Here is a 26630-nt window from a genome sequence, read left to right on the forward strand (position 1 = left end):
CCCGCCGCGCGCGCCTTTTCGGTGATCTACCTGAAACAGGGACGGGTGATCGCGCTCGACTGCGTCAACGCCATGCGGGACTATGTCCAGGGCAAGCGGCTGGTCGCCGAGCGGATGGTCGTCGATCCTGCAACGCTTGCCGATCCGGCGGTGGTGCTGAAGGCGCTTTGAGTTGCGCGCGCCGCGCCGTCCGGGCATCCCTTCGGGCCACCTGATCCGTCCCTTCCCCTAAAGTGAAGCGCCGCAAGCATCGCGGCCTCGCTCACTCGCGCGTCAGCGCCGCCACCCGCAGCATCGCGCCTGCCGCAAGCAGCAGCGTGGCCGCGGCGAATGCCATCGTCCATATCGGCTGGCCGGGGAAGAAGCGGTTCATGATCGATCCCATCACCGTCGCCACCAGCAGCTGCGGCACCACCACGAAGACATTGAACAGCCCCATATAGATGCCGAGTTTCGCCTGCGGCAGGCTGGAGGCGAGGATCGCATAGGGCATAGCGAGGATCGACGCCCAGGCGATGCCGATGCCGATTTCGCTGGCGATCAACCAGGCGGGATCGCGCACCAGGAAGAAGCTGGCATAGCCCGCCGCGCCGCACAGCAGGCCGAAGACGTGCGTCCGCGCCTTGCCGAACCGCCGCGAGAGCAGCGGCAGCAGCGTCAGCGCCGCCACCGCCGCGACGCCGTTATAGGTGGCGAACAGCACATCGACCCAGTTGGCGCCTTGCTGATAGCCGGCACTTTTCGGGTCGGGCGATCCGTAGAAGGCGCCGGCGACGATGGGCGTGGTGTTGATCCACATGATGAACAGTGCGGACCAGCTGAAGAATTGCGCAACCGCCAGCCGCTTCATCAGCGGCGGCATGCCAGCGAAATCGCCGACGATATGGCCGAGCATGCTCGCTTTGCCCGCCCGCGCGCGCAGGATGGCGAGCCCCTGCGCAAGGCCATAGGCGATCAGCAGACCGCCGAGCAGATAGACTTCCTTCTCCAGCGCGAACCGCGCGACCGCCAGCACCACCAGCGCACCCGCGACGATCCAGGGCAGGCCCGCCGCCGGCCGCCGGGCGGCGAGCAACCGCACCGCCGCGCCCTCGTCCGCTTCCGCCAGGCCATCGAAGGCGGCCATTTCGGCGGGGCTGTATTCGCGGGTGGTCAGCACGGTCCACAGCACCGAGCAGAACAACGCCGCGCCGCCGAACCAGAAGGCGTAGCGCACCGTATCGGGCACGCCGTGCGCCACCGCGGCGTTGGAAACGCCGAGATGCTCGAGCGCCCAGGGGAAAATCGACCCCAGCACCGCACCCATGCCGATGAACGCGGTCTGCACCGCATAGCCGGCGCTGTGCTGATCCTTGCGCAGCATGTCGCCGACAAAGGCACGGAACGGCTCCATCGAGATGTTGAGCGAGGCGTCGAGCACCCAGAGCAGCCCGGCGGCGAACCACAAGGCCGGACTCTCCGGCATCAGCAGCAAGGCCAGGGCGGCGAGGATCGCGCCGCCCAGGAAATAGGGCCGCCGTCGCCCGAGCCGGCCGAGCCAGGTACGGTCGCTCAGATGTCCGATGATCGGCTGCACCAGCAGGCCGGTGAGCGGCGCCGCCACCCACAGCGCCGGCAGGTCGTCGAGACGCGTGCCCAGCGACTGGAAGATCCGGCTCATGTTCGCATTCTGCAGCGCGAAGCCGATCTGGATGCCGAAGAAGCCGAAGCTGATGTTCCACAGCCCGGCGAAGGACTGGCGCGGCTTCTCCACGCTCACGCCCCGCACGACTTGCGAACGATCAGCCTGGTGGGCAGCAGCGCCGGCCCCACCGGCCGCTCGCGAATTCGCCCGATCAGCGTCTCCACGAGCGTACGGCCGGCCAGCCGCGCGTCCTGCATCACCGTGGTGAGTGGCGGGCTGGCCGAACTCGCCGCCGGAATATCGTCGAAACCGATCACTGAAACATCCTCTGGAATACGCTTGCCCGCAGCCTGAAGCGTCCGCATCGCGCCGATCGCGATCAGGTCGCTCGCCGCGAGGATCGCGTCGAAGTCCGCGCCGCTGTCGAGCAGCGCCTGTGCCGCGGCCGCCCCGGATTCCTCCGTGGTGATCGCATCGATCTGCAAATGCGGGTCCGCGGCGATGCCCGCCGCCTCCAATGCCGCGGCATGGCCGCGGTAGCGCTCGTGAAACTCGGGATAATGGCTCGACGCCGTACCCAGAAATGCAATTTGCTTCCGCCCGAGCTCGAGCAGGTGCCGCGTCGCCTCCGCCCCGCCGCCGCGATTGTCGCAGCCGACGGTCAGCCCGGCGCCCTCGGACAGCACCGATCCCCAGCGGACGAAATGGGTGCCCGCATCCCGCAGCGCCTTGAGCCGCGTGCGGTACAGCTCGAAATCGCCATAGCCGAGCAGGATCAGCCCATCGGCCTTGCGCGCATCCTCGTAATCGGTGTGCCAATCGCTGGAAAGCTGCTGAAAGCTGATCAGCAGATCATGATTATGTTCGGCACAGGCACGGATGATCGACCCCAGCATCGAGTGAAAGAAGGGATTGATAAGCGAATCGTCCGAGGTCGGATCTTCGAAGAACAGCAGCGCCAGCGTCTGCGAATGCCGGGTGCGAAGATTGGAGGCCGCCTTGTCGACGCGGTAGTTCAACTGCTTCGCGATCGACTCGATTCGCAGTCGCGTCGCCGGATTGACCCCCGCCTCACCGCGCAGGGCGCGCGATACGGTCGGCTGCGAGACCCCGGCGAGCTGGGCGATGTCGAACGATGTAGGCTTGCGCTGCATGCCCATCCTGCTTCCTCCCCGCGTGCGGCGTCGTCGCCGCATCGCATATTATGCATGGGCGCGGAGGGGGCGTCGCGTCAATCGCGGGGGTGGTGCCAAAAGGCCATAGCGGGCCCGCATCGGGCCTGAATACGTATGTGAGCGGCTGGCCTCCATACCCCCTTTTGCAAGATTGAATGCGGCACAGCGCAAGTTCAGCGCATCCCGCATGGGGCGGGCATTCATCCGGCCACCCAAGAGCCGGGAGTAGAGACGAAATTGGGGAGAGACATGGTATTCAGCACGTTCCGCGGCCGTCGTGCCGCCCGCATCGCTCTCGGCGCCAGCGCCGCTGCGATCGCCTTCAGCTTCACCACCGCCGCCCGCGCACAGGATGCTGCCCCCGCCGCGGAAGCGCCCGCGCAGGATAGCGGCGAGGCGATCGTCGTCACCGGCTTCCGCGCCGCGCTCGCCACCTCGGCAAACATCAAGCGCAACAACACGATGATCGTGGATTCGGTCTCGTCCGAAGATATCGGCAAGCTGCCCGACGTCTCGATCGCGGACTCGCTGGCCCGGATCCCGGGCGTCACCGCGCAGCGCCTCGAAGGTCGCGACCAGCGCCTGTCGATCCGCGGCCTAGGCCCCGACTTCTCCACCACGCTGCTGAACGGCCGCGAGCAGGTGACCGTCGGCGACAATCGCGGCGTCGAGTTCGACCAGTATCCCTCGGAATTCTTCAAGAACGTCAACGTCTACAAGTCGGCCGACGCGTCGCTGATCGCCGCCGGCATCGCCGGCACGGTCGATCTGCGCATGCTGCGCCCGCTTGATCAGAAGCGCACCTTCGTCGTCGCCGCGCGCGGCCAGATGAACGAGCAGAAGGCGCTCAACCCGGACGGCACCCGCTATGGCTATCGCGCCTCGGCGACCTATGTCGACAAGTTCGCGAACGATACGCTGGGCATCGCGATCGGCGTCTCGGCGCAGAACACGCCGACCCAGATCGAACGCTACGCCGCCTGGGGCTTCCCCAACGAGTCCGCGGCCGGCGGCAACCTGTTCCTGGGCGGCGCCAAGCCGTACGTCCAGTCGAACCTGCTGAAGCGCTATGGTGGCGTCGCGACGGTTGAATGGCAGCCGAGCGAGAATTTCCACTCGACCTTCGACGGCCTCTATTCGCATTTCGAGGAAACCCAGCGCCTGCGCGGCATCGAATTCCCGATCGCGCCGCAATGGGGCTCGAACGCCGTCATCCAGCCGGGCTACACGGTCCAGAACGGGCTGGTGACCAGCGCCACGCTCAGCAACGTCGTGGCGGTGCAGCGCAACGACTACAACAAGCGCAAGGCCGAGAACATCTCGCTCGGCTGGAACAACGACTTCAAGCTGAGCGACAGCATCCACTTCGTCGTCGACGCCAGCTGGAGCCATGCCACCCGCACCGACTTCCTGCTCGAGACCTATTCGGGCACCGGCTACAACTCGTCGGGCGTGAAGGACACGATCAGGATCAACCAGAACGCGAACGGCACGTACAGCATCGTGCCGACGCTCGATTACACCAATACAGGCGTGATCAGCCTCACCGATCCGCGCGGCTGGGGTTATAACGGCACCCAGTCGGTGGTGCAGGCCGGCTTCCTCAACCGCCCCGATTTCGAGGACGACCTCAAGTCGCTGCGCGCCAGCTTCAACGGCGAGTTCAGCGGCAGCATCGTCAAGAGCTGGGAAATCGGCGGCAATCTGAGCCGCCGCGAGAAGCAGAGCCGCTATACCTCCTACTTCCTCTGCCCGCCGGGCGCTGGCACGGGATGCACGATCGCCAGCGGCACGCCGACCAGCTTCGCCGTCCCGGCGGACGCGGTGCTCGGTGAGCAGGTGGCCCTCGCCTATCTCGGCGTGCCGAAGATGCTGACCTATGATCCGCTCAAGGTCTACGGCCTGCTGCGTCCGGTGTTCGACAACCGCCCCGGCTCGCTGGTGCGCGACAACACCGTGACCGAAAAGGTCTATACCGGCTATGCCAAGCTGAACATCGACGGCATGGTGGGCGGCAAGGCACTGAAGGGCACGCTGGGCCTGCAGGTGGTGCACACCGATCAGGGTTCGTCGGGCGCGATCGCGGCGTTGCAGGGCGGTGTGGTCACCACCTCACCGGTCAGCGACAACACCAAATACACCAACTTCCTGCCCTCGGCGACGTTCAGCCTCGAGCTGATGCCTGCCTTCTACGTGAAGATGGGCGCCGCGCAGACGATGGTGCGTCCGCGTCTCGACCAGGAGCGGATCACCCAGGCGGTGAACGTCGATCTGTCGAAGGTCGGCCTCGGCAACCTGCCGCAGAACAGTCCGTTCAGCTCGGACGGCGGCAATTTCCGCCTGCGCCCCTACCAGTCGACCAACATCGACATCTCGGTGGAAAAGTACCTGCGCGGCGGCGGCTATCTGGCGCTGACCGGTTTCTACAAGCACCTCACCGATTTCGTCGATCCGAACAACAGCACGCTGTACGACTTCTCGGCGCTGCTTTCGGCGCTGCCCCCCGCAGCGGCGACGATCGTGCGCGCGCAGAACGCGCAGTTCGGCCTGGTGAAGACGCCGGACAATACCGGCCGCGGCGACATCCTCGGCGTGGAGGCGACCGCGTCGGTGCCGTTCAGCACCTTCAGCAGCGCGCTCGACGGCTTCGGCGTGTTCGCCAGCGGCAGCTATGTCGACAGCCGCGTCGTCTACGGCAGCAACCCGAACACCCCGGTCACCCTGCCCGGCCAGTCCAAGTGGATCGCCACCGGCACGGCCTATTTCGAGAAGAACGGCTTCCAGGCGCGTGCCACCTATCGCTGGCGCGACAGCTTCCTGGCGGAGCTGGCCGGCCTCTCGGCGAACCCCGAGTTCCGCACCGGCAAGTCCGAAGGCGTGCTCGATGCGCAGATCGGCTATGAGTTCCAGGCCGGTCCGCTGAAGGGCCTCGCGATCCTGGCACAGGCGAAGAACCTCACCGACGCGCCGTTCATCACCACCGAGGCGGGCGATACCCGCCTGGTGCGCGAATATCAGCGCTACGGCCGCGATTATTATCTCGGTATCACGTACAAGTTCTGATGCTTGGCGGCCCGGTTCCCACCACGGAACCGGGCCGTTCCTGCCGGCACCGGAGGGGGTAGGCCATGGCAACCGCAGCACCATATCGCATCGTCGTTGCAGGCGGCGGCACGGCCGGCTGGATGACCGCGGCTGCGCTGATCCGCTTCCTCGGGAACGGCTTCACCGTGACGCTCGTCGAGTCCGATGCCATCGGGACGGTGGGTGTCGGCGAGGCGACCATCCCGCAGATCCGGATGTTCAACGCCAGCCTCGGCATCGACGAGGACGCCTTCGTCGCCGCCACCCAGGCGAGCTACAAGCTGGCGATCGAGTTCGTCGGGTGGACCAAAGGCGGGCGCTACATGCACGCCTTTGGCGATGTCGGGCGGGACAACGGCCTGCTGGCTTTCCGCCACACCTGGCTGCGTGGCCTTGCCGAGGGCGTGGCAGCGCCACTCTCGGCCTATGCGCTCAACAACGTAGCGGCGCTCGCCAACCGCATGCAGCGGGGCCCTGCCCGCACCGCCCGCATGCTGCCGGAAATGCCCTACGCGTTCCACTTCGACGCCGGACTCTATGCCCGCTTCCTGCGCGACTATGCCGAAGCGCGCGGCGTGCTGCGGCACGAGGGCCGTATCACGGAGGTTTTCCGGGACGGTGAAACCGGCGACGTGCAGGCGCTGCACCTCGACGGCGACCGCCGCATCGAGGGCGACCTGTTCCTCGACTGCACCGGCTTCCATGCGCGGCTGATCGGCGAGGCGATGGGCGTCGGCTACCAGGACTGGTCGCACTGGCTGCCCTGCGACCGCGCGCTCGCGGTGCCCAGCGCCCGCGCCCGCGACTTCACCCCCTATACCCGCGCGACGGCGCACGATGCCGGCTGGCAATGGCGGATTCCGCTGCAGCACCGCACCGGCAACGGCATCGTCTATGCGAGCGCGCACCTCTCCGACGACGAAGCCGCCGCGCGTCTCCTCGCCGGGCTGGACGAACCCGCGCTCGGCGATCCGCGGCCGATCCGCTTTCGCACCGGCCGGCGCGAGGTCGCCTGGGCAGGCAACGTCATCGCCCTGGGGCTGGCGAGCGGCTTCCTGGAGCCGCTGGAATCGACCAGCATCCACCTGATCCAGTCGGCGGTGGAGCGCGTGCTCAAGCTGTTGCCCGGCCGCCGCGCACTCGCGCCGTTGCGCGACAGCTATAACCGGCAGGCTGCACACGAGAGCGAGCGCGTGCGCGACTTCCTGATCCTCCATTATTGCGCGAACGATCGTGACGCGCCCTTCTGGCGCGATCGCCGCGACACGCCCCTGCCCGACGGGCTTGCCGAGAAGATCGCGCTCTGGCGTGCGAGCGGCGAGATCGTCCGCGAAGAGGGCGACCTGTTCGGCGACGTCGCCTGGCTGCAGGTGCTCGCCGGCCAGGGCATCGCGGCGGAGGGCCACCACCCCCTTGCCGACCAGCCGCCGGTCGCGCAGGTCGCCGAATATCTCGACCTTATCGCCAAGCTGAACGCGCGCGAAGTCGCGCAGATGCCCATCCATAGCGACTTCGTCCGCGCCCACGGCGCCGCGGACGCGGAGATTGCCGCATGATCCGTTCGACTGCCCTCGCCCTGTTCGCCGCCGCGCTCGCCGCGACCCCGGCCATGGCCCAGACCTATCGCGACCGATTGCCCGAGGACGAGGTGCTCTACTTCCTCCTTCCCGATCGCTTCGAGAATGGCGATACCGCCAATGATCGCGGCGGGCTGGCCGGCGACAGGCTGGTTACCGGCTTCGATCCGGCCTCCAAGGGCTTCTACCATGGCGGCGACCTGAAGGGGGTGCTGAACCGGCTCGACTATATCCAGGCGCTGGGCGCCACCGCGATCTGGGTGGGGCCGATCTTCAAGAACAAGCCGGTGCAGGGCCCCAAGGGGCAGGAGTCGGCGGGCTATCATGGCTATTGGATCACCGATTTCACCCAGGTCGACCCGCATTTCGGCACCAATGCCGAGTTCAAGGCGCTGGTGGATGCGGCACACCGGCGCGGCATCAAGGTGTACATGGACATCGTGGTGAACCACACGGCGGACGTGATCCAGTATCGCGAGTGCGGCGACTGCGCCTATCGCAGCCGCGCCGACTACCCGTACCAGCGCAAGGGCGGCGTCGCCGGTGCGGCCGTCAACCCGGGCTTCGCGGGCGACGGCGACCATAGCGCTGCCAACTTCGCGCGCCTGAACCGGCCCGATTACGCCTATACGCCCTTCGTGCCCGCGGCGGAGAAGACGGTGAAGGTCCCCGCCTGGCTCAACGATCCGATCTATTACCACAACCGCGGCAACTCGACCTTTACGGGCGAGAGCTCGACCATGGGCGATTTCGTCGGGCTGGACGACCTGATGACCGAGCATCCGCGCGTCGTCGCCGGCATGATCGATATCTTCGGCGGCTGGATCGACCGCTTCGGCATCGACGGCTTCCGCGTCGACACCGCGCGCCACGTGAACCCGGAATTCTGGCAGGCTTTCGTCCCCGCGATGCTGGCCCGCGCCAAGGCAAAGGGCATCCCGAACTTCCATATCTTCGGCGAGGTCGCCGATCCCGAGGTGGCCGCACTCGCCCAGCACACCCGCGTCGACAAGTTCCCCGCCGTGCTCGATTTCGCCTTCAACCAGGCGGTAACCGATGTCGCGAGCGGCAAGGGCACCGATCGCCTTGCCAGGGCCTTCGCCGCCGATGTGCTGTACGAAGGCGGTGCGCCCGCCGCGCGGCGCCTGCCCACCTTCGTCAGCAACCATGACGCGGGCCGCATCGCCACCTTCATCCGCCAGGCGTTGCCCAAGATCGGCCAGGACGAACTGCTCCAGCGCGTGCAACTCGCCCAGGCGATGCTGCTGCTCCTGCGCGGCGTGCCGACCATCTATGCCGGCGACGAGCAGGGCTTTGTCAGCGACGGCAACGACCAGGATGCCCGCGAGGACATGTTCGGCAGCAAGGTGGCGAGCTACAACGACAACCGGTTGCTCGGCACCGCTGCCACCACCGCCACGCCCAGCTTCAACCCCGACCACCCGCTGTTCCGCGAGGTCGCCATGCTCGCCCGGCTGCGCACCAGCCACCCCGCGCTCACCCGCGGCCGGCAGGTCACCCGCTTCGCCAGCGACAAGCCCGGCCTGTTCGCCGTCTCGCGCTTCGATCCGAAGACCGGTGCGGAGACCGTGATCGCCTTCAACACGAGCCCCGAACCCTGGACCGGCAACATCCAGGTCGAGACCGGCGCCACCGCCTTCCGCACCCTCGCAGGGGCAGCCTGCCCCGCTACCGCCGCCGCCCCCGGCAGCCTCACCCTGTCCCTTCCCGCCTTCGGCTATGCCGTTTGCGCGGCCGGAGCCTCCAAGTGAATCTTATGTCGATGCGCGATCTCTCCACCGAAACCCGGCCCTGGTGGCGCGGCGCGGTGATCTACCAGATCTACCCCCGCAGCTTTGCGGACTCGAACGGCGACGGCGTCGGTGACCTGCCCGGCATCACCGCGCGGCTGGATCACGTCGCAGGGCTGGGCGTCGATGCGGTGTGGATCTCGCCCTTCTTCACGTCACCGATGCGGGACTTCGGCTATGACATCGCCGATTTCTGCGGCGTCGATCCCGTGTTCGGGACGCTGGCGGACTTCGATGCCCTCGTCGCCCGCGCGCATGCGCTGGGCCTCAAGGTGCTGATCGACCAGGTCTATTCGCACAGCTCGGACCAGCACCCCTGGTTCCAGGAGAGCCGCACCAGCCGAACCAACCCGCGTGCCGACTGGTATGTCTGGGCCGATGCCAAGCCCGACGGCAGCCCGCCGAACAACTGGCAATCGGTGTTCGGCGGCCCGGCCTGGACCTGGGACGCGCGGCGCGGCCAATATTATCTCCACAATTTCCTGCGCGAACAGCCCGACCTCAATTTCCACAACCCGGAAGTGCAGGCAGCCACCCTCGCCACGGCGCAGTTCTGGCTCGATCGCGGCGTCGACGGCTTCCGCCTCGATGCGATCAACTTCACGATGCACGATCCGGAGCTGCGCGATAACCCGCCGGCGCCCGATACCGGCGCCCCCCGCACCCGCCCGTTCGACTTCCAGCAACACGTGTACAACCAGAGCCATGCGGACATCCCGCTGCTGCTCGAGAAGCTGCGCGGCCTGGCCGATCGCTACCCCGGCCGCTTCACCGTCGCCGAGGTCGGCGGCCCGTCCCCCGAGGCGGAGATGCACCTGTTCACCGCCGGAAGCACGCGGCTGAACAGCGCCTATGGCTTCAACTTCCTCTATGCGGATCGCCTGACGCCCGCGCTGGTGCGTGATGCCGTCGCCGAATGGCCGGACGCACCGGGCACGGGCTGGCCGAGCTGGGCGTTCGAGAACCATGACGCCCCGCGTGCGATCTCGCGCTGGGTCGCACCCGAGCACCGTGCGGCCTTTGCCGCGCTCAAGATGCTGCTGCTGCTCTCCTTACGCGGCAATGCGATCCTCTATTATGGCGAGGAACTGGGCCTGACCCAGGTCGAGATCGGGTTCGAGGACCTGCAGGACCCCGAGGCGATCGCCAACTGGCCGCTCACCCTAAGCCGCGACGGCGCCCGCACGCCGATGCCGTGGGTGGCCGATGCGCCGAACGCGGGCTTCTCGGTCGCGCGCCCCTGGCTGCCGCTCGGCCCGGATCATCTCGATCGTGCCGTGGACCGACAGGCGGCCGATCCCGCCTCGCTGCTGCACCTGACGCGGCGCCTGATCGCCCTGCGCGATCGCCACGCGGCCCTGGTGGAAGGCGCGATGGAGGTGCTGCATGCCGACGAAGCCCTGCTCGTTTTCGCGCGCATCACCGGCGATCAGCGCCTGATCTGTGCCTTTAACCTTTCGGCCGCGCCGGTCGCACTGCCGCCCGCACTGGTCGAAGGACTGGCGCTGGTGGAGGCGCTGAACGGCGCGACACTCCGCCAGCTGCCGGGTTATGCGGGGCTGATCGCCGGCTGATCCGATCCCGCCGGCATGCCGCGGGCGAGCTCGATCATCCGGTTGGCGGTCTCGCGCTCGCCCATCACCACCTCGTCGGCGCCGAGCCCTTCGAGATGGGCGACCTCGTCGGCCGAATGGGCGCGCACCACCACCGGCACGCCGGAAGCCAGCAGCCGCGCGTGCTGGAGGATCGCCCCGCCCTCGAATCCGGCGGGAATCGCGATCAGCAGCTTGCTCGCCTGGGCGATTCCCGCCGCGACCAGCGTGCGCGCCTCCAGCGCATTCCCCTCGACGACGGTGATGCCCGAGGCGCGCGCCTGGGCGGCCATGTCGCCCTGGTCCTCGATCAACGCAAAGGCCTTGCCGTGCTGTTGCAGATCCTGCGCGATCATCTTGCCCACCCGGCCATAGCCGATCAGGATGACATGCCCGTCCGGCAGCTCGACCGGCGCGATCGCTCGCCTGGCGGGCTCGGCGTCCTCATAGCGCCTGGCGACCCAGTTGAAGAGGAACGGGTTGGCGAAGATCGAGATCATCGCCGCGGCGAGGATCACGTCGCGCGCTGCCGCCGGCATCAGGCCCAGATCGGTGCCCAGGCCCGCCAGGATGAACGAGAATTCGCCGATCTGCGCGAGGCTGACCGCCACCGTCAGCCCGGTCTGGTTCGAATAGCCGAACAGCCGCACGATCCCGTACGCCGCGAGCGACTTGCCGACGAGGATGATCGCGATTGCCGCCAGCAGCACCAAAGGCTGCTCGACCAGCACCGAGGGATTGAACAGCATCCCCACCGAGACGAAGAACAGCACCGCGAAGGCGTCGCGCAGCGGCAGCGTTTCCTCGGTCGCGCGGCGGCTGAGCGAGGTTTCGCCCAGGATCATGCCGGCGAAGAAGGCGCCGAGCGCGAACGACACGTCGAACGCCAGCGCCGCGCCGAACGCCACGCCCAGCGCGATCGCCAGCACCGCCAGCCGGAACAGCTCCTGCGAGCCGGTGCCGACCACCCATTGCAGCGTCCACGGAATCACCCGGCGGCCCACCACCAGCATCAGCGCGACGAAGCCGGCGACCTTGAGGAAGGTGGAGAGCAAGGGCTGGAGCAGCGATCCGCCGCCGCCCTCCTGCATCACCTCACCCAGCACCGGCAGCAGCACCAGCGCCACCACCATCGCCAGATCCTCGACGATCAGCCAGCCGACCGCGATCCGCCCGCGCTCGGTCTGGACGATGTCGTGGCCCTGCAGCGCGCGGAGCAGCACCACCGTGCTCGCCACCGACAGCGCCAGGCCGAAGACAATGCCCGCCTGCAGTCCCCAACCGGCGACATAGGCGAGACCGATGCCCATGGCAGTGGCGGCGGCGATCTGCACCACCGCACCCGGCACCGCGATCTTGCGCACCGAGAGCAGGTCGCGCAGCGAGAAATGCAGGCCGACGCCGAACATCAGCAGGATCACGCCGATCTCGGCGAGTTCGTTGGCGAGGCCCGAATTGGCGACGAAGCCGGGGGTGAACGGCCCCACCGCCACGCCGGCGAGCAGATAGCCGGCGATCGGCGAGACTTTGATCCGGTGCGCGATCGCGCCGAAGAGGAAGGCGACGACGAGTCCGGCAACGATGGTGGCGATCAGGGGCGCGTGATGCGGCATCGATCCTCCTTGAAATGAAAAACTGGTTCGACACCGGCCGCGCCTGAAGGCGACCGGTGTCGATGCAGGTCAGGACTGGGCCGCGCCGATCGCGGCTGCCAATGCCGCCGCGGCGCCGGCGATGCCGGACCAGACGGCGATGGCGAACCACCAGGGGGGCCGCTTGCCTCGTTTCTTTCGCATGGGGTCCTCCTCTGCCGCCGCGGGGCGGCGAAGACGAAGTTCAGGCGTAGAAGCGCGAGATGCGCCTAGAAACGCCGGTGCGGCGGTGCACGCGCGCCACGCGCGCCGCAGCGCACCGGCCGAAGCGCCGTGGTCGGCTGAAGGGCATATAGCGCGAGGAAAAGGAGGAGAACCGCGGCGAGCGCCGGCGCAACGGCAAGCACCGCGCCGCTGCCGGAAGCGCCGTCGTGTCGCACGCCGCGCACGCTCTGCCAGAGCGAAGCCCCCTGGTCGCCGCGCTTTGCAGCGATCGCCACGCTGGTGGTGGCCGGGTTGAACGCAGCGCCGTGGACGAGCGTTTCAGGGGGCCCGAGCGGCGCCACCGCGCCGAACAGAAGGGCAAGCACGAAGGTCCACACCGCCACCGGCAGCGCGATGCGCCGGCGGGTGCCTCGATCGGGCATGCGGGTGAAGAAACGGGCCATTGCGCGATTAACGCACCGATCGCGCAATGGTGCCGTAACGAAGTGTTACCTGAAGAGGCGTTACTTGGGCATGCCGCTCAGCCCGCTGGCCTTGCGCAGCGCATCGGCATCGAGCCGATAGCCGTCGAGGAACACCGTCTGCACATGGCGCAGGTTGCCGATGTCCTTCGAGACGTCACCCTCGACGAGGATGATGTCGGCCGTCTTGCCCGGCGCGATCGCGCCCACCCGATCGGACATGCCCACCATCCGCGCCGGCACGATCGTCGCGGTCTGCAGCGCCTCGACATTGGTCAGGCCGGCTTCCTGGTAGAGTTCGAGCTCGCGCACCAGCTCCAGGCCATAGCCGTCGGTGCCGGCGACGATCGGCACCCCCGCCTTGTGCAGCCGCCCGACGACTTCGACCATCTTGCCGAAGCTCTTGCGGAAATCGGCGCGGGTGAGGCCCGCGAACAGCGGATAGCCACCGATCTTCCAGCCGCGCGCAACCGAGGGGGGCGCGATGTCGGTATAGGCCGCATATTCCGGCGGCACGGCGCTGCCGTCGGAGGTGAGCAGCGGCTCCCACACGGTCAGCGTCGGATCGATGATCGTCTTGCGCTTGGCAAGCTCGGCATAGAAGGCGCGCAGTTCGGGGGAGTCGAGATCCAGGTCCTTGCCGTACTGCGCGGGCCCTTCCAGCCGCGCGGCGGTGTTCGCCTTGTCGACCACGTCCTGCGGCATCGCCTGCATCAGGATGAAGTTGATGTGGGTGACCTCGTCATAGCCCGCCCGCACCGCATCGAGCGGCCGCATATGCGCGGGGACATGGCCATGGACATGGAGCCCCAGCTTGTGCGCCTCGGCCGCCGCGGGTGCGATCCAGGCGGGGTCCATCGACGTGTAGAACTTCACCCCCCACATGCCCGCCGCCTTGATCTTGTCGACCGCGGCGATCGCCTCCGCCGCCGAGGAGACGGTGAGCGCCCCTTGCGCGGCCAGCGGATCCTTCTTGTCGATGATCACCGAGACCTTGCCGTCCGGCGCCAGCAGGTCGCCCGCGGCGCGGCGCTTGAAGATGCTCTGCGCATCCTCGATCGACGATCCGGGGCTGCGATAGTTGGTCATGCCCGTGGCGACGTTCTGCAGCAGGTTCCAGTCGTCTCCGACATGCTGGTGCGAATCCCACAGGCCGGGCAGCAGCGTGCGACCGCGCCCGTCGATCACGGTCATCGCCTTCGTGGCGGCGATGCTGCCCGCCGGGCCGACCTTCGCCACCTTGCCGTCGGCGATCAGCACCGCCTGGTCCGGCAGATATTTGCCGGCGACGGAATCGAACAGCAGCACGTGATCGACCAGCGTCGGCGTGCGATTGGCGGGCGCGAGGAAGCGATGCGCGACGTCGCGCACCATGTCCGCGGCTTCCTTGTCCTGGATATCCTTCAGCTTCGGCCCGGCAGCCTCATAGCCTTCGGGGAGCAGCGACATGCCCCCGGCGCTGCCGAAGAAATGGTTCTGCGCATCGAGCCAGACCGGCGAGGGCGAAAAGCCGGTGCCGGTGACATAGGCGAGCTTCACCGTCTTCTTGCCGGCCGGCCCGTCGATCTCCACCGCCTTGCCGATGGTGATGCTGGCATGGCCGCTCGGCAGCAGGTCGATCCCCGCCGACCCCGCCGCGACGAGCGCGTCGAGGTCGCTCTCGAACGCCAGCCATGGCCCGCCATAGCTGTTGTAGCGCGCCTTTCCGAAGGGCTTCTCGCCCGAATCCACCGCGGTCTTCCAGTGCGCGATGCCCGCCGGATCGACGGTGAAGGTCTCCGTCGCGTCGCCGGTGTCGGTGAAGCCGCGCACGGCGATGTCGATGGGGCGCTTGTCCGGTCCCAGTCGCACCACTTCGTCGGTTTCGGTGATCCAGCCCCGCAGCGACATCGACATGCGATAGGCGATGCGCCCGTCGGGCAAGGTCCACGACCAGACGTCGCCATGCTTGCCGGCGGTGGAGGTGATGGTGAAATGCCGCGCCTCGGCGGGCGGCGTCATCAGATCGGCCTTCTGCGTTTGCGCCGCCGCCGGCAGCACCGCAGCGGTGGCGAGCAGAAGCCCCAGACGAAGTGCGCGCATGTTTACCCCCAATGGCTCGGAACGAAAGGAACACGCCTGTCTGACACGGGGCCTGCGGGGGCGCAATCGCCGGCGCCCGCCGTTCTCCGCCGGAGGGGGCGGCCATCGCCACGGCCGCCCTGCCCCACCGGTTGCGAGCGGATCAGTTCTTGCGCCCGACCATTGCACCGACCCCGCGCCCGTCGGCATTGAGGATGCCGAAATTCGCGCCGATCTCGGCGGCGCCGGGGCCGAAGAACGCCCCCTGCATGTTCACCGTCGCCCCGTTGCTGCCGCCGGCAGCCGAGAAGAACACACCGGTCTGTTCCGATCGGATCTGGCCCGTCAGCGCGTGGGTGCCGAAATCGCGCAGGCCGCTGGTCACCACATTCTGTCCGCGCAGCTGTAGCGTCGCCTGCACGGTCGCCGCGGCGAAATCTGCGGAGAAGCTGCCCTGCCCGCCCAGCGCATACACGCCGCTCGCGCCGGCGAACTGCCCGTCCACGACGGTGGTGTAGCTGGCCGTACCGGTCTTCGGCATGTCCGACGGCGCGGTGCGGACGCCGTACGCGAAGAAGATCGTGTCGACGCCGATCGGGCTCCGCTCGGTGATCGCCTGATAGGCGCCGTAGCTCGCATAGGTGAGCACGAGCCTGGGATTGCCGGACCCGGCATTGAACAGCGACAGGTTCTCCTGCCGCCCACCCGAGCGCTTCTCGTAATTGGTCAGCGTGTTCGAGCTCGACGTGCGGTCGGCGGGGCCGAACGCGGGCGAAGTGAAGGGCGACATCGAGATCGTGTAGCTTTGCGCCGCCGCATCGTACCGCACCGAGAAGCTGTTCGACGAGACCGGCACCGTGCCGTCGAAATCGCTCGCCGATCCGGTGCCCGAAACCGAATAGCGCATGCGCCCAGCAGCCCCGCCGAAGCCCTCGGTAAAGCGAAGGTCCGTGAGCATTGTGTTGCGCTGGTCGACCGGCGCTGCCGGCACCGGGATGAAGCCGGGTCCGCTGCCGCCCCCGCCGCCGCCGCTGCAACCGCCCAGCCCAACTGCCAGCGCGACGAACGCGCATCCCATCAATCGCATGCAATCTCCCCCTTCGACTTTCCAGCGCATCAGCAGCCTTGCCCCGGCTGCATCGGCACAGGATCATAGGGCTAGCCGATGTTCTTCAGCCCGGCAATGCGCAGGGTCATCATCCCCTCGGCCGCGAGCGGCCGCGTTCAGGACCGGGGCGCGGCGCATTCGGCCAGCCATTCCTCCAGGTTCGTCCAGCCATCCCCGTTTCGGTCGGCAGCGCCGTCGCGGTGGTCGTGCGGGTTCAGGCCGTGCGCGATCTCCCAGGCGTCGGGCATGCCGTCGTGATCGCTGTCGACGGGCGCCGGCGCGCTCCGCAGCGCCGGCCAGCCGCCCACGTCGCGCTGGCTGTCGATCTGGCGGCCCGTGCGGTCCCGGACTCCCGCGACCACCCGTGCATCCACGCTGTCGCGCACCCTGGACGCCCCCGCGCTCGCCAGCACCCGCTCGTACGCCGATGCCGCAGGGTCGCGCGTCACCGGCGGCATCGGCACCGGCGCGTCGAGCCGGTAGCCCTCGGGCGAAATGCCGTCGACCAGGCTCCACGGGTCCTCGGGGATGGTGCCGTTCATGCTGTTGCCGGCGAACCACGCCTTGGCCAGCGTGTTGCCTTCGTGAAAGGCGATCGGCTTTTCCGATTGCGGCCCCATCACATAGGCGTTGTCGACGAAGTTGTAGCGCGCAAGCGTCGCCTTGTCGGCATTGTAGCCGGACCACCCCTTGCCCCAATTGTAGAACAGGTTCGAGCGGAAGTCGAAAAAGGCGCCCTCCGGATCGACGTCCGGCCCGCTATAGTTGCCGGGCCGCGGCATGCGTGCTTCGTGATTGGCCCAGAGATTGTGGTGGAAGCTGATCCGCGCGCCGCGCCCGCCCCGGATCAGGCTGCCATAGCCATGCTCGCCCTTGGCGTGGAGCGAATGGGTCAGCGATTCCGCGATGATCGACCATTGCACGGTCAGGTCCCAGAAGCCTTGCCCTGGCTCCCGGTAGTTGGCCGACGCAGACAGGGTCTCGTCCACCGACCAGCTCGCCGAGACATGGTCAAGGATGATGCGGCGCCCGCCCAGGATCCAGATCGCGTCGGACTCGGTGCGGCTCTCGTCGCCCAGCCGCGAGCGGATATAGCGGATCACCACGTCGTCCGCGGCGACTTCCAGCGGGTGGTCGCGCAGGGTGATGCCGTCGCCCGGCGCCGACTGGCCGGCGATCGTCACCCGCCCCTCCCGGACGCGCAGCGGCTTCTCCAGCCGGATCGTGCCCGAGACGCGGAACAGGATCGTTCGCGGCCCGGCCGCCTCCACCGCTTCGCGCAGGCTGCCCGGGCCGCGATCGTTCAGCGTGGTGACGAACAGCACCTTGCCCCCGCGCCCGCCCAGCGCATGGGCACCCGCCCCCTCCGCCCCCGGAAAGGCAGGAACGGCAGCCCGTTCCTGCGCAAGCGCAAGCACAGGTGCGGGTGCGGCCAGCAGCAGGGCAAGCGCTGCCCGCCGCATCAGAAGCTCAGCCGCATGCCGGCAGTGACGATCCGGCCGGTGCTGCCATAGATCTGCGACACCGGGTTCGCGGCATACATCGTCCGATATTGCGGCTGGTTGGTCAGGTTGCGCGCCTCCAGCGTGAAGCGGGCGAACTTGGTCACGTTGATCGCGAAGGCCGCATCGAGGTTGAACTGGTTCTCGTTGTAGCCGAAGTCCGCGAATACCGGCGAATTGCACGCCGCGCCGGCATTGGTCGTCGTGCCGACCGAGCAGGTGCCGGTCGCCAGTGGGAAGCGGTTGACGAAGCGCGTGCGATAGGCGCCCGAGAAACGCAGCGACCAGAGCTTGTTCTCATAATAGAGCGTGGCGTTGAACGCGTCCGGGGACGTGTTGAGGAACGGCGCCGTGGCGTAGCTGTTCTGCGCGGTCGCCGCGCCGCCCGCCTGGGTGGTCGCCAGCACGGTGCCGGTGAGGTAGCTCAGCGAGGAATCGATGTGCGTGTAGTTGGCGGTAACGCCCATCTTGTCGAACGGCGCCGGCAGGAACCAGAAATCGGTCTGTACATTGACCTCGATGCCCTTGATCGTGCCGCCGGGCGCGTCCTTGAACTGGCGCACGCCCCAGGTACCGCCATTCTGCGTATAGGCGCGCAGCTGCGGATCGGTCATCGAGGCAAGGATCTGGTTGTAGATCGTCGGCTCGAACACGGTCGAGAGCGGCGCTTCACCCGCCAGCTGCTGCGGGAAGCTCTCCAGGTTCTTCTTGAACAGTGCCACGGCGATCAGGCCGTTGTTGCGGAAGTATTTCTCGATGCTGAGATCGAGATTGGTCGCGCGGAACGGGCTGAGATAGGGGTTGCCGACGGTCAGCGACGGCGCCGATCCGTTGATCGCCAGGGTGCTTGAGAAGGACGTCGTGCCCGGCGTGAGGCTGGAGAGCTGCGGACGCGACATCACCTTGGCCGCCGCAAAACGGATCAGCAGGCCGGGCTTCGCTTCCCAGTTGATGTTGGCGGAGGGCAGCCAATCCCAATATTCGTTTTTGGCAACCACCGCGATGCCGGGGATGCCGTCCGCGCCGCCGACATTGCCGCGGCCGTTGACCCGGGTGTTGGCGATGCGGAGGCCGGCATTGCCCCGCAGCGGGCCGCCGAGCAGCGTCAGGTCATAGTCGACCTGGAAGAAGCCGGAGACGTCGCGCTCGTTGACACCGCCGCCCTGGCGACCATCCGGCACGACGCGGAAGTCGCCCCATTTGTTCACGCAGTTGCAGTCGATGCCGAAGGCGTTGACGAACTTGCCGATCTCCGGCGCGAAGAAGCTGGTCGGGGTGCCCGCCGGCACGTTCAGCCCCTGGCCGAAGCCGTAGACGCCGCCGAGGTCGGTGACGTTGAGCCTGGCCTCCGCCAGCGTCGGGTTCAGCGCCTCGATCGACTGGGCGCGGCGCTGCTGATCGGCGAAATACTTGAACTTCTTGTAGGTACCGCCGAACCGGATGGTCATTTCGGGCACCGCCTCGAACGCGAAGTTCAGCCGGCCGACGCGATACTCGTTGGTAACCTGGTTCTTGAAGACGCGGATCGTCGACAGACCCTTTACCAGCGTCCACGCATTCGGGTCCGCGACGTTGAAGCCGGGGTTGAACACCGGCATCTTGCCGCCGTTCCGCTCGTCGAAGACATAGCCGTTCTGGTCTATGGCGTTCACCTCGGCAAGATAGCCCGTCGCGTCGAACACCGATTTCGACCAGCCGAGCGTGCCGTCCATCGTCAGTCGGTCGCCGAAATCCTGGCGCAGGTTGAGCGTGGCCTGCTTGAACTCGGTCGAGCCGCTCTGCGTGTCGATCGAGCTGCGCCAGTCGACGCGATCAAGCTGGAGGTAATCGGCCTGGCCCGCCGCATTCACATTGGCGGCCCGCACCACCGTGTTGGGGCGCCCGAGCAGCTGGGTATAATAGCCGGTCTGGTTCGTCGTCGCGACATAGCCGGGCGAGCGCGTGTTGTTGTAATAATCGAACGCGCTCAGGTTGTTGGGATTGTAGCTGTTGAAATAGCCGGGCAGCACGCTGCTCCCGTTGAGCTGCTGGCCGCAGTCGACGATCGCGCTCTGCACGCAGTTGGGATAGAGCGCCACGCGATCCGCAAAGCCGTTGGTGGTGCCCACGGCGCGCAGCGTGTTCTGGGTGACGCGGGTATTGGTGCCGTTGCGGTTCAGGCCGATCGGCGTGATGCCGGCCAGTTCGCTGTCCTGATCATATTTGGAATAGACGCCGTCGACGATGATCTCGGTGCGCTCGGTGGGCTGCCACTGCGCCGTCGCGGTCAGGCCGAGCCGCTCGTATTTGAGCCTCTGCCGGTTGATCGAGGGAAGCCCCGGGATGATCGTGGTCGGCGTCAGCAGCGCATAGGCGGCGGGGTCCGATCCGAAGGTAGCCCCGGTACCGCCGGGCCGCGCGAAGCCGTAGACCGGCGGCGTCACGCCGCTGATCTGCGAGTTGCGGTACAGATAGTCGAACACGCCGATGCCGCGGCGATAGGAATCGATCTGCTGTTCCTGCTTCTGATAGGCGCCGGAGACGAGCACACCGAAATTGTCGGTCAGCTTTACCGAAGCCAGCCCGGTGAAGCGCGGGTTCCACGTCTTGCCGTTCTCGCGATACTCGCCTTCGCCGCCCAGCGAGAAGCGATTGCCCTTGTAGGCGAGCGGACGGCCCGTCGTCAGGTCGATGATCGCGCCCAGCGAGCCTTCGTCATTCTCCGCCGCAGTCGACTTGGTGATCTTCACGCCGCCGAAGAGTTCGGAGGCGAAGGTATTGAAATCGAAGCCGCGGCTGCGATTGGCGCCGGCGTCGGACTGGTTTCCGCCCGCGACATTCTGTGCGTCGGCCCCGTTCAGGCGCACCGACTGGAAATCACCGCCCAGGCCGCGGACGGTGATCGAGCGGCCCTCGCCATTGTCACGGTCGATGGAGACGCCGGGCAGGCGCTGGATCGACTCCGCAAGGTTGGCGTCCGGGAAGTCGGCGATGTCCTCGGCGGTGATCGCATCGACGATCTGGTTCGACCGGCGCTTGAGATTCAATGCGTTCTGCAGCGAAGCGCGGAAACCGGTGACAACGATCTCGTCGCCGGTCTGCGGATCGATCGGGGACGGTTCTTCCTGCACGCTCGCATCGCGTGCTGCATCGGCTTGCGCGACGGGGTTGCCCTGCTGTGCCTGCGCATGGGCGGCACCGGCGAGCGCGAGCCCCATGCCAAGCGCGCCCATCGACGCACCAACCCGCAGACCGCCCCGGAGGCTGACCAAAAAACCGCTGAGTTCTGCCATTTGAACCTCCCCTGTCCTCATGCCTGAGCATGCGCGCGACTGCACCGGAGGGCGGGCAAGTGGATATGCGACCGTATTTCGAAAGACGGCTCTCACCGACGTTCGATTCAAGGACGGGGTCGCGACAATCCTCTCCCACGCCTTCGCCGAATCTTGCGTTCGTCTTGGCGCAAGCGCTGCGTCACGCTTGATTGACCTGTATTGTTGCAAGCTCGCCGGCCATGTCAACCGGTGTCATAAGTCGGTTCGGGACATTTTTGACGGCCGCGGCTTTGCCGCAACACGCGCGTGGCGCTCAGTCGGCGCGCGGGGGCGCTACCGAGGCACGGTGGATCAGCGTCGAGGGAAAGAGCGAGGGCTCCTCCACCGCCTGGTCGTCGCCGAAGAAATCGACCAGCAGCTTCAGCGCGGCCGAGCGTCCCATCGAAATGATCGGCCAGTGCACCGTCGTCATCGGCGGCCAGATGTGCGAGGCGATGGCGGTATCGTCGAAACCGACGATCGACAGATCCTCCGGCACGCTCATCCCGCGGCGCCGAGCCGCGTGCAGCGTCGCCGCCGCCATCTCGTCATTGGAGGCGAAGATCGCGGTGGGGCGCGGCGACAGGTCCAGCAGCCGGTCGGCTGCCGCCAGGCCGCTCTCGAAGGTGTAGTTGCCGTCAGCGATCAGGCTGCGCGGCAGCTTGATGCCGGCATCGCTCAGCGCCTGCTCGAAGCCCTTCCGCCGCTCGCGGGCCGAGCGGAAGCCGTGGGGACCGGCGATCAGGCCGATCCGGCGATGGCCGAGCGCGACCAGATGGCGCACCGCCTCCACCACCACCTCGCTGTCGTTCGAGGCGACCATATGCTCGGGCGTGTCCAGCGGCGCCGACCCCATGCGGACATAGCGGGTGCCCAGGCTGCGGCACACCTCGGCGAGCATGTCGTTCTCGGAAACCGGCGGCAGGATCAGCACGCCGTACAGCCGCTGCCGCTCGAGAAAGGCGCGTACATCCGCCAGCATCGTCGAGGAACCGCGGTCGATCGGCCGGACGATCAGCTCGAACTCGGTATCGCGGATTGCCTCCAGGATGCCCGCCTGGACGTTCATCACCATCTGGGCGTTGGGATTGTCGTGGATCAGGCCGAGCAGGAAATTGTGCCGCAGCGCCAGCGCGCGCGCCTGGACATTGGGGACATAGCCCAGATCGGCGATCACCGCCTCCACCTTGGCGCGCGTATCCTCGTTCAGCAGGGGCGAGCGATTGATGACGCGGCTGACGGTCTTCTTCGAAACCCCGGCGAGCCGGGCGACGTCGTTGATGGTGGGCTTTCCCGTCTTTTCCATGGGGCGATGCTACACGGCGGCGCGAACGATTGCGATAGCCGGCAGCGCGGCGGACCGGCGCCGCATCAGCTGCCCGGCTGGATATAGGGGATGCGGGAGAAGAGCTCGCGCTCCCAGCGGCGCGGGTCGTTCGCCAGGCGGCTCTCGGCGTCGAACAGCATCGTTGCGCGGTCGGGCAGCGCATAGGGGGTCCAGGCCGGCAGGCCCGGCGCCGCCGGCGTTCCGCCGCGCGCCAGCGATGCGAAGGCAGCCATCATCTGCCGGCTGAGCCGCTGCGCCGCCGCGCCCGTGCCGGTGAAGGCGCCGGGTGCCGAAAGCGTGCCGAAGGCGAGCGCGATGTCCATGGTGTGCGGCGCCCCCCGCTCTGGCTGGGTCGGGGAGGCGAAATCCACCTGGTAGACCCAGGTCGCCCTGGCGCCCGCCGCGGCACGGGCGTCGGCCTCGATCACCTGCCCGCGCCAGCTGCGGCCGGCAGTGGTGGCGCGGTAGAACAGGTCCTGCGGCGTATCGCCCGGAAAGCGCGCGCGATACTGCGCCACCACCCATTCCGGCAGCACGTCGATCTTCAGCTCGTGCGCCATCCGCGCGGCCAGATTGTCCCAGGTGAGCGTGCGGATGCGCTCGGACCCGGGATCGATGAAGGCGCGCGTCTCGCTCTGCGTGTTGCCGAGGATCATCGGGATCGCCAGCGACTGCGGGTTCGCATCCGGCCAGAACGGGTGGCGCACCAGCCAGCGCATGTCGAGCACCGGCCCGAAATAGACGCCGCCGCCGAGGATGGGATCGCGCGCGTCCTGCGCCTCTACCAGCGTCTCCGCCGCCAGCGTGGTTGCAGCCTCCAGCCCGCCGAGCCGATCGAGAAACGCCTGCGCGCGCGCCGTCGCGTTCATCGGTCCCGAGGCGGTGACCTGCTGCCCGCTCATCGTCGCGGCGCTGTGGAACAGGCCCTGCGCGGCCTCCATGCCCATCAGCGTCGCGATCTTGGCGCCGCCGCCCGACTGGCCGAACAGGAACACCCGCGACGGATCGCCGCCGAACGCCGCGATATTGTCGCGGATCCAGCGCAGCGCGAGGATCAGGTCCAGCTGGCCGGCATTGCCGCTGTCGGGAAAACGCGGGTCGAGCCGGGCGAGATAGAGATAGCCGAACGCGTTGAGGCGGTGATTTACCGTCACCACCACCACGTCCTCTGCCCTGGCCAGGGCTGCGCCGTCGTTCAGCGGATCGGTGACGCTGCCGTTCGAGTAGGCGCCGCCGTGGAAATAGACCATCACCGGCCGCCGCGCCGCGCGCTCGGTGCCCGGTGTCCAGACGTTGAGGAACAGGCAGTCCTCGGCTTGGGGCTCGTTCTTCAGCCCGCGTTGCGGACAGATCGACCCGAAGGCCTGCGCCGCCGCCCGCGCCGCGCGCGGCGCGGCGACGGGGGCACGGAACCGCGCCGCCCGGCCATAGCGGATGCCGAGAAAGCGCGAGAGCCCCCCTTCCCGCGTTCCCACGAACCGACCGGCCGGGGCATCGGCGACCGGATCGCCGGCCGCCCAGGCGCGCGGTGGAAGTGCAAGCGTCAAGCCGCTCGCCAGCACCGCGCGCCGGCTGGTCACCGCCGCACGTCCAGGCCGCCCTCGGCGAAGGCCGCGAGGTCGGCGCGGGTGAACAGGCTGGCATCGCCGGGCAGCGAGTGCTTGAGCGCGGTGAGCGCGAGCCCCGCCTCGGCCGCCGCGCGGGCGTCTCCGCCCTCCAGCAGGCCGTGGAGCACGCCGGCCGCGAAGGCGTCGCCGCCGCCGATCCGGTCGACGATGCCGCTGACGCGCAGTTCCTCGGTCTGGTGATGGCCATCGCGGGTGTCGACGCGCGCCGCGATCCGGTGGCTGTCGACATCGTCCACATGCCGCGCCGTCGAAGCGATCAGCTGGAGCTTCGGGAAAGCCGAGAACGCCGCCTCGGCCGCCTCGCGCCGCCGGTCCGGGCCGTCGCCGGAGAAATGCTCGCCCAGCAGCAGCGAGATGTCGCGGTGGTTGCCGAACAGGATCTCGGCATGGCCGATCAGCTGGGTCAGCACGCCGCGCGGATCGCTGTCCCAGGCTTCCCACAGCTTGGCGCGATAGTTGCCGTCGAACGACACGGCGATGCCGCGCGCGCTCGCCGCCTCGGCCGCGGCGATGGCGGCGGCGGCGGTGTTCGGCCCCAGCGCGGGCGTGATGCCGGAGAGGTGGAGGCGCGTCACGCCCTCCAGCAGCGCATCCCAGTCCCATGCCTCGGCCGACCGGTCGGCGAACACCGAATGGGCCCGGTCATACACGATCTCCGACGCGCGGAGCCCCGCGCCGGGCGTGAGGAAATAGAGGCCCATGCGACCGGCCTCGGACACCACCTTGCGGGCATCGACGCCGCGCCGACGCAACTCGCCAACCGCCGCAGCCCCCAGCGGATTGTCCGCCACCGCGCTGATCATCGCCACGTCATGGCCCAGGCAGGCGAGCCCGGTGGCGACATTCGCCTCTGCCCCGGCGATCGCCACGTCGAGCTTGGGCGTCTGCAACAGCAATTCGCGGCCCGGCGGCGACAGCCGCAGCATCATTTCCCCAAAGAACGCGAACGTCATCGTGCCAGCCAGCCTCCGTCAACGGCAAGAACATGGCCCTGCACATAGTCCGAAGCGCGCGAAGCGAGGAAGACCGCCGCCCCCCCCAGATCCTCCGGATCGCCCCAGCGGGCGGCCGGGATGCGCTCGAGGATCTGGCGGTTGCGGGTCTCGTCCGCCTGCAGCGCCGCGGTGTTGTTGGTGGCGATATAGCCCGGCGCGATCGCGTTCACGTTCACGCCCTTCGCCGCCCATTCATTGGCCAGCAGCTTGGTGAGCCCGCCGATGCCGGACTTGGACGCGGTGTAGCTCGGCACGCGGATGCCGCCCTGGAAAGTGAGCATCGAGGCGATGTTGATGATGCGGCCGCGCTCGCCGGTCTCGCCGAAGCGGCGGACCATGAACTTGCCCGCCGCCTGGCAGAGGAAGAACACCGATTTGAGGTTGGTATCGACCACCGCGTCCCAGTCTTCTTCCGTGAAATCAAGGCTGTCGGCGCGACGGATGATCCCGGCATTGTTCACCAGGATGTCGATTTTCCCCAGCTTATCCACAGCCTCGTCCACAACCCTTTGCACAGGTTCGATGGTCGAGAGATCGGCGGAGATGATCTCGGCGCGGCGGCCCAGATCGCGCACCTTGCGCACCGTTTCCTCGGCAGGGGTACGGCCGACGGCGGCGATGTCCGCCCCCGCCGCGGCGAGCGCCAGCGCGATGCCCTGGCCGATGCCGGTGTTGGCGCCGGTGATGACGGCCACCTGGCCGGTAAGATCGAACGGGTTGGTCATGATGGCTCCCCTCACCCTCCTTCTGCGCTCACCTCCCGCTTGTGGGAAGGGTCGGGGGAGGGCCTGAAACGGTGGACGACACTGCATCCTCCCCTCCCCCAGCCCCTCCCGCGAGCAGGAGGGGAGCGCCTGGGGAAGCGGCGGATGTCAGCGATCAGGAAAGGCTGCGCAGATAGGCGCTGATTTCCTCATCCTGCGAGTTGGCGTAGAAATATTCCGCGAACTTCTCGCCGGCGATCGCGGCGCGCAGCAGGTCCTGGTCGACATTCTTCAGCACGGTGAGCATGTCGGTGCAGGTCACGCGCTTCAGGTCCGAGAGGATGCCGCGGTTCTTGCGCATGATCTCGGCGCGCTCGCGCGGATAGCCGAGGCCGCGCTCGCCCTCGAACAGCTTGCGGTACACGTCTTCCAGGTTGAGCTCCGCCGCCCAGCCGAAGCCCTTGGCATAGGGCATCGAGATGGCGTTGCCATCGTTGATCTGGCCGAACAGGAAAGCGTCGGTAGGATCGATCACCAGGCCGCAGAACACGCCCGGCATCGCGTTGCAGGCCAGCATCGAGCCCATGCCGGTGCCGCAGCCGGTCACCACGAAATCAACCGCCTTGGAATTCAGCAGGATGCCGGTGAGCAGGCCGTTCATCACATAGGTGAGCGAGGCCGTGTCCTCGGCAGAGTACATGCCGTAGTTGAACACCTGGTGGCCCAGCGGCTCGGCAACGTTGGTGAGTGCCTTGTGAATGATGCCGTTCTTGGCCGCCTGGCTGTTCTCGCTGATCAGCGCAATCTTCATCGTCCTCGTCCTTCTGCTTGCGACGACACCGGTTACCATAGCCGATCCGGTGGCGCCCGT

General features: G+C 67.7%; 18 protein-coding genes. 5 read left to right on the top strand and 13 right to left on the bottom strand.

All coding sequences use genetic code 11. The annotated features are described in order from the left end of the window. Positions 1–171, top strand: a 171-nt coding sequence (locus tag SPI01S_RS21865; protein WP_281179439.1) for an oxidoreductase C-terminal domain-containing protein, incomplete at its 5' end; no start/stop codon positions are given. A gap of 91 nt (positions 172–262) precedes the next feature. Here the strand turns inward: SPI01S_RS21865 and SPI01S_RS12895 are convergent. Next, positions 263–1753, bottom strand: coding sequence for an MFS transporter (locus tag SPI01S_RS12895; protein WP_066723266.1), 1491 nt, complete (start codon positions 1751–1753; stop codon positions 263–265). 2 nt (positions 1754–1755) lie between these two features. Next, on the bottom strand, positions 1756–2784 hold the full coding sequence (locus SPI01S_RS12900; RefSeq protein WP_066722989.1) for a LacI family DNA-binding transcriptional regulator: 1029 nt from the start codon (positions 2782–2784) through the stop codon (positions 1756–1758). 264 nt (positions 2785–3048) lie between these two features. Between SPI01S_RS12900 and SPI01S_RS12905 the strand changes: the two genes are divergently transcribed. The 4 genes from SPI01S_RS12905 to SPI01S_RS12920 all read left to right on the top strand — a co-directional run bounded on the left by SPI01S_RS12905 (position 3049) and on the right by SPI01S_RS12920 (position 10845). Further along, on the top strand, positions 3049–5862 hold the full coding sequence (locus tag SPI01S_RS12905; RefSeq protein WP_066722991.1) for a TonB-dependent receptor: 2814 nt from the start codon (positions 3049–3051) through the stop codon (positions 5860–5862). 65 nt (positions 5863–5927) lie between these two features. Beyond that, the gene (locus tag SPI01S_RS12910; protein ID WP_066722994.1) at positions 5928–7439 is read left to right on the top strand and encodes a tryptophan halogenase family protein; all 1512 of its coding nucleotides are present in this window, start codon (positions 5928–5930) and stop codon (positions 7437–7439) included. Continuing rightward, positions 7436–9232 carry an alpha-amylase family glycosyl hydrolase gene (locus SPI01S_RS12915; RefSeq protein ID WP_066722996.1) on the top strand — a complete coding sequence of 599 codons (1797 nt, stop codon included), beginning with the start codon at positions 7436–7438 and terminating at the stop codon, positions 9230–9232. Before SPI01S_RS12910 ends, SPI01S_RS12915 begins: the two co-directional genes overlap by 4 nt. Before the next feature lie 5 nt (positions 9233–9237). After that, positions 9238–10845 (top strand): alpha-glucosidase family protein, encoded by a 1608-nt coding sequence (locus tag SPI01S_RS12920; RefSeq protein ID WP_066722997.1) that lies wholly within the window; start codon positions 9238–9240, stop codon positions 10843–10845. Here SPI01S_RS12920 and SPI01S_RS12925 read toward each other — a convergent pair. The 11 genes from SPI01S_RS12925 to SPI01S_RS12975 form a co-directional block, all read right to left on the bottom strand. Beyond that, on the bottom strand, positions 10821–12476 hold the full coding sequence (locus SPI01S_RS12925; RefSeq protein ID WP_066722998.1) for a cation:proton antiporter domain-containing protein: 1656 nt from the start codon (positions 12474–12476) through the stop codon (positions 10821–10823). The genes SPI01S_RS12920 and SPI01S_RS12925 overlap by 25 nt on opposite strands. Positions 12477–12724: 248 nt before the next feature. Next, positions 12725–13123, bottom strand: coding sequence for a hypothetical protein (locus SPI01S_RS12930; protein ID WP_066722999.1), 399 nt, complete (start codon positions 13121–13123; stop codon positions 12725–12727). A 60-nt stretch (positions 13124–13183) separates the two neighbouring features. After that, positions 13184–15223, bottom strand: a complete 2040-nt coding sequence (locus SPI01S_RS12935; RefSeq protein ID WP_066723000.1) for an amidohydrolase family protein — start codon at positions 15221–15223, stop codon at positions 13184–13186. Positions 15224–15365: 142 nt separating this feature from the next. Beyond that, the gene (locus tag SPI01S_RS12940) at positions 15366–16289 is read right to left on the bottom strand and encodes a transferrin-binding protein-like solute binding protein (protein ID WP_157084679.1); all 924 of its coding nucleotides are present in this window, start codon (positions 16287–16289) and stop codon (positions 15366–15368) included. Positions 16290–16426: 137 nt separating this feature from the next. Next, positions 16427–17773 (bottom strand): pectate lyase family protein, encoded by a 1347-nt coding sequence (locus SPI01S_RS12945; protein ID WP_066723015.1) that lies wholly within the window; start codon positions 17771–17773, stop codon positions 16427–16429. Then, positions 17773–21084, bottom strand: coding sequence for a TonB-dependent receptor domain-containing protein (locus SPI01S_RS12950; RefSeq protein ID WP_066723018.1), 3312 nt, complete (start codon positions 21082–21084; stop codon positions 17773–17775). Before SPI01S_RS12950 ends, SPI01S_RS12945 begins: the two co-directional genes overlap by 1 nt. A gap of 295 nt (positions 21085–21379) precedes the next feature. Continuing rightward, a complete protein-coding gene (locus SPI01S_RS12955; RefSeq protein ID WP_066723020.1) occupies positions 21380–22411 on the bottom strand; it encodes a LacI family DNA-binding transcriptional regulator in 1032 nt (343 codons plus the stop codon). Positions 22412–22476: 65 nt separating this feature from the next. Further along, positions 22477–24012, bottom strand: coding sequence for a carboxylesterase/lipase family protein (locus SPI01S_RS12960; protein WP_066723024.1), 1536 nt, complete (start codon positions 24010–24012; stop codon positions 22477–22479). Next, entirely contained in the window at positions 24009–25013 is a 1005-nt protein-coding gene (locus tag SPI01S_RS12965) for a sugar kinase (protein ID WP_066723026.1), read from the bottom strand. The genes SPI01S_RS12960 and SPI01S_RS12965 overlap by 4 nt, the downstream gene beginning before the upstream one ends. Next, positions 25010–25780, bottom strand: a complete 771-nt coding sequence (gene kduD, locus SPI01S_RS12970; RefSeq protein WP_066723029.1) for a 2-dehydro-3-deoxy-D-gluconate 5-dehydrogenase KduD — start codon at positions 25778–25780, stop codon at positions 25010–25012. Before kduD ends, SPI01S_RS12965 begins: the two co-directional genes overlap by 4 nt. Positions 25781–25934: 154 nt before the next feature. Beyond that, complete coding sequence (locus SPI01S_RS12975) at positions 25935–26570, bottom strand: RpiB/LacA/LacB family sugar-phosphate isomerase (RefSeq protein WP_066723031.1); 636 nt, start codon at positions 26568–26570, stop codon at positions 25935–25937. Positions 26571–26630: the final 60 nt, after the last annotated feature.

Origin of the sequence: Sphingomonas pituitosa NBRC 102491 (assembly GCF_001598435.1) — a bacterium.
In the GTDB taxonomy this organism is placed as follows: Bacteria; Pseudomonadota; Alphaproteobacteria; order Sphingomonadales; family Sphingomonadaceae; genus Sphingomonas; species Sphingomonas pituitosa.

What these genes read in the sequence shown, in the direction of transcription:
- SPI01S_RS12935 (WP_066723000.1), bottom strand. Translation starts at nt 15,223, where the DNA reads ATGCGCGCACTTCGTCTGGGGCTTCTGCTCGCCACCGCTGCGGTGCTG.
- SPI01S_RS12945 (WP_066723015.1), bottom strand. Translation starts at nt 17,773, where the DNA reads ATGCGGCGGGCAGCGCTTGCCCTGCTGCTGGCCGCACCCGCACCTGTG.
- SPI01S_RS12905 (WP_066722991.1), top strand. Translation starts at nt 3,049, where the DNA reads ATGGTATTCAGCACGTTCCGCGGCCGTCGTGCCGCCCGCATCGCTCTC.
- SPI01S_RS12900 (WP_066722989.1), bottom strand. Translation starts at nt 2,784, where the DNA reads ATGGGCATGCAGCGCAAGCCTACATCGTTCGACATCGCCCAGCTCGCC.
- kduD (WP_066723029.1), bottom strand. Translation starts at nt 25,780, where the DNA reads ATGACCAACCCGTTCGATCTTACCGGCCAGGTGGCCGTCATCACCGGC.
- SPI01S_RS12975 (WP_066723031.1), bottom strand. Translation starts at nt 26,570, where the DNA reads ATGAAGATTGCGCTGATCAGCGAGAACAGCCAGGCGGCCAAGAACGGC.
- SPI01S_RS12920 (WP_066722997.1), top strand. Translation starts at nt 9,238, where the DNA reads ATGTCGATGCGCGATCTCTCCACCGAAACCCGGCCCTGGTGGCGCGGC.
- SPI01S_RS12940 (WP_157084679.1), bottom strand. Translation starts at nt 16,289, where the DNA reads ATGCGATTGATGGGATGCGCGTTCGTCGCGCTGGCAGTTGGGCTGGGC.
- SPI01S_RS12915 (WP_066722996.1), top strand. Translation starts at nt 7,436, where the DNA reads ATGATCCGTTCGACTGCCCTCGCCCTGTTCGCCGCCGCGCTCGCCGCG.
- SPI01S_RS12930 (WP_066722999.1), bottom strand. Translation starts at nt 13,123, where the DNA reads ATGGCCCGTTTCTTCACCCGCATGCCCGATCGAGGCACCCGCCGGCGC.
- SPI01S_RS12955 (WP_066723020.1), bottom strand. Translation starts at nt 22,411, where the DNA reads ATGGAAAAGACGGGAAAGCCCACCATCAACGACGTCGCCCGGCTCGCC.
- SPI01S_RS12910 (WP_066722994.1), top strand. Translation starts at nt 5,928, where the DNA reads ATGGCAACCGCAGCACCATATCGCATCGTCGTTGCAGGCGGCGGCACG.
- SPI01S_RS12925 (WP_066722998.1), bottom strand. Translation starts at nt 12,476, where the DNA reads ATGCCGCATCACGCGCCCCTGATCGCCACCATCGTTGCCGGACTCGTC.
- SPI01S_RS12965 (WP_066723026.1), bottom strand. Translation starts at nt 25,013, where the DNA reads ATGACGTTCGCGTTCTTTGGGGAAATGATGCTGCGGCTGTCGCCGCCG.
- SPI01S_RS12950 (WP_066723018.1), bottom strand. Translation starts at nt 21,084, where the DNA reads ATGGCAGAACTCAGCGGTTTTTTGGTCAGCCTCCGGGGCGGTCTGCGG.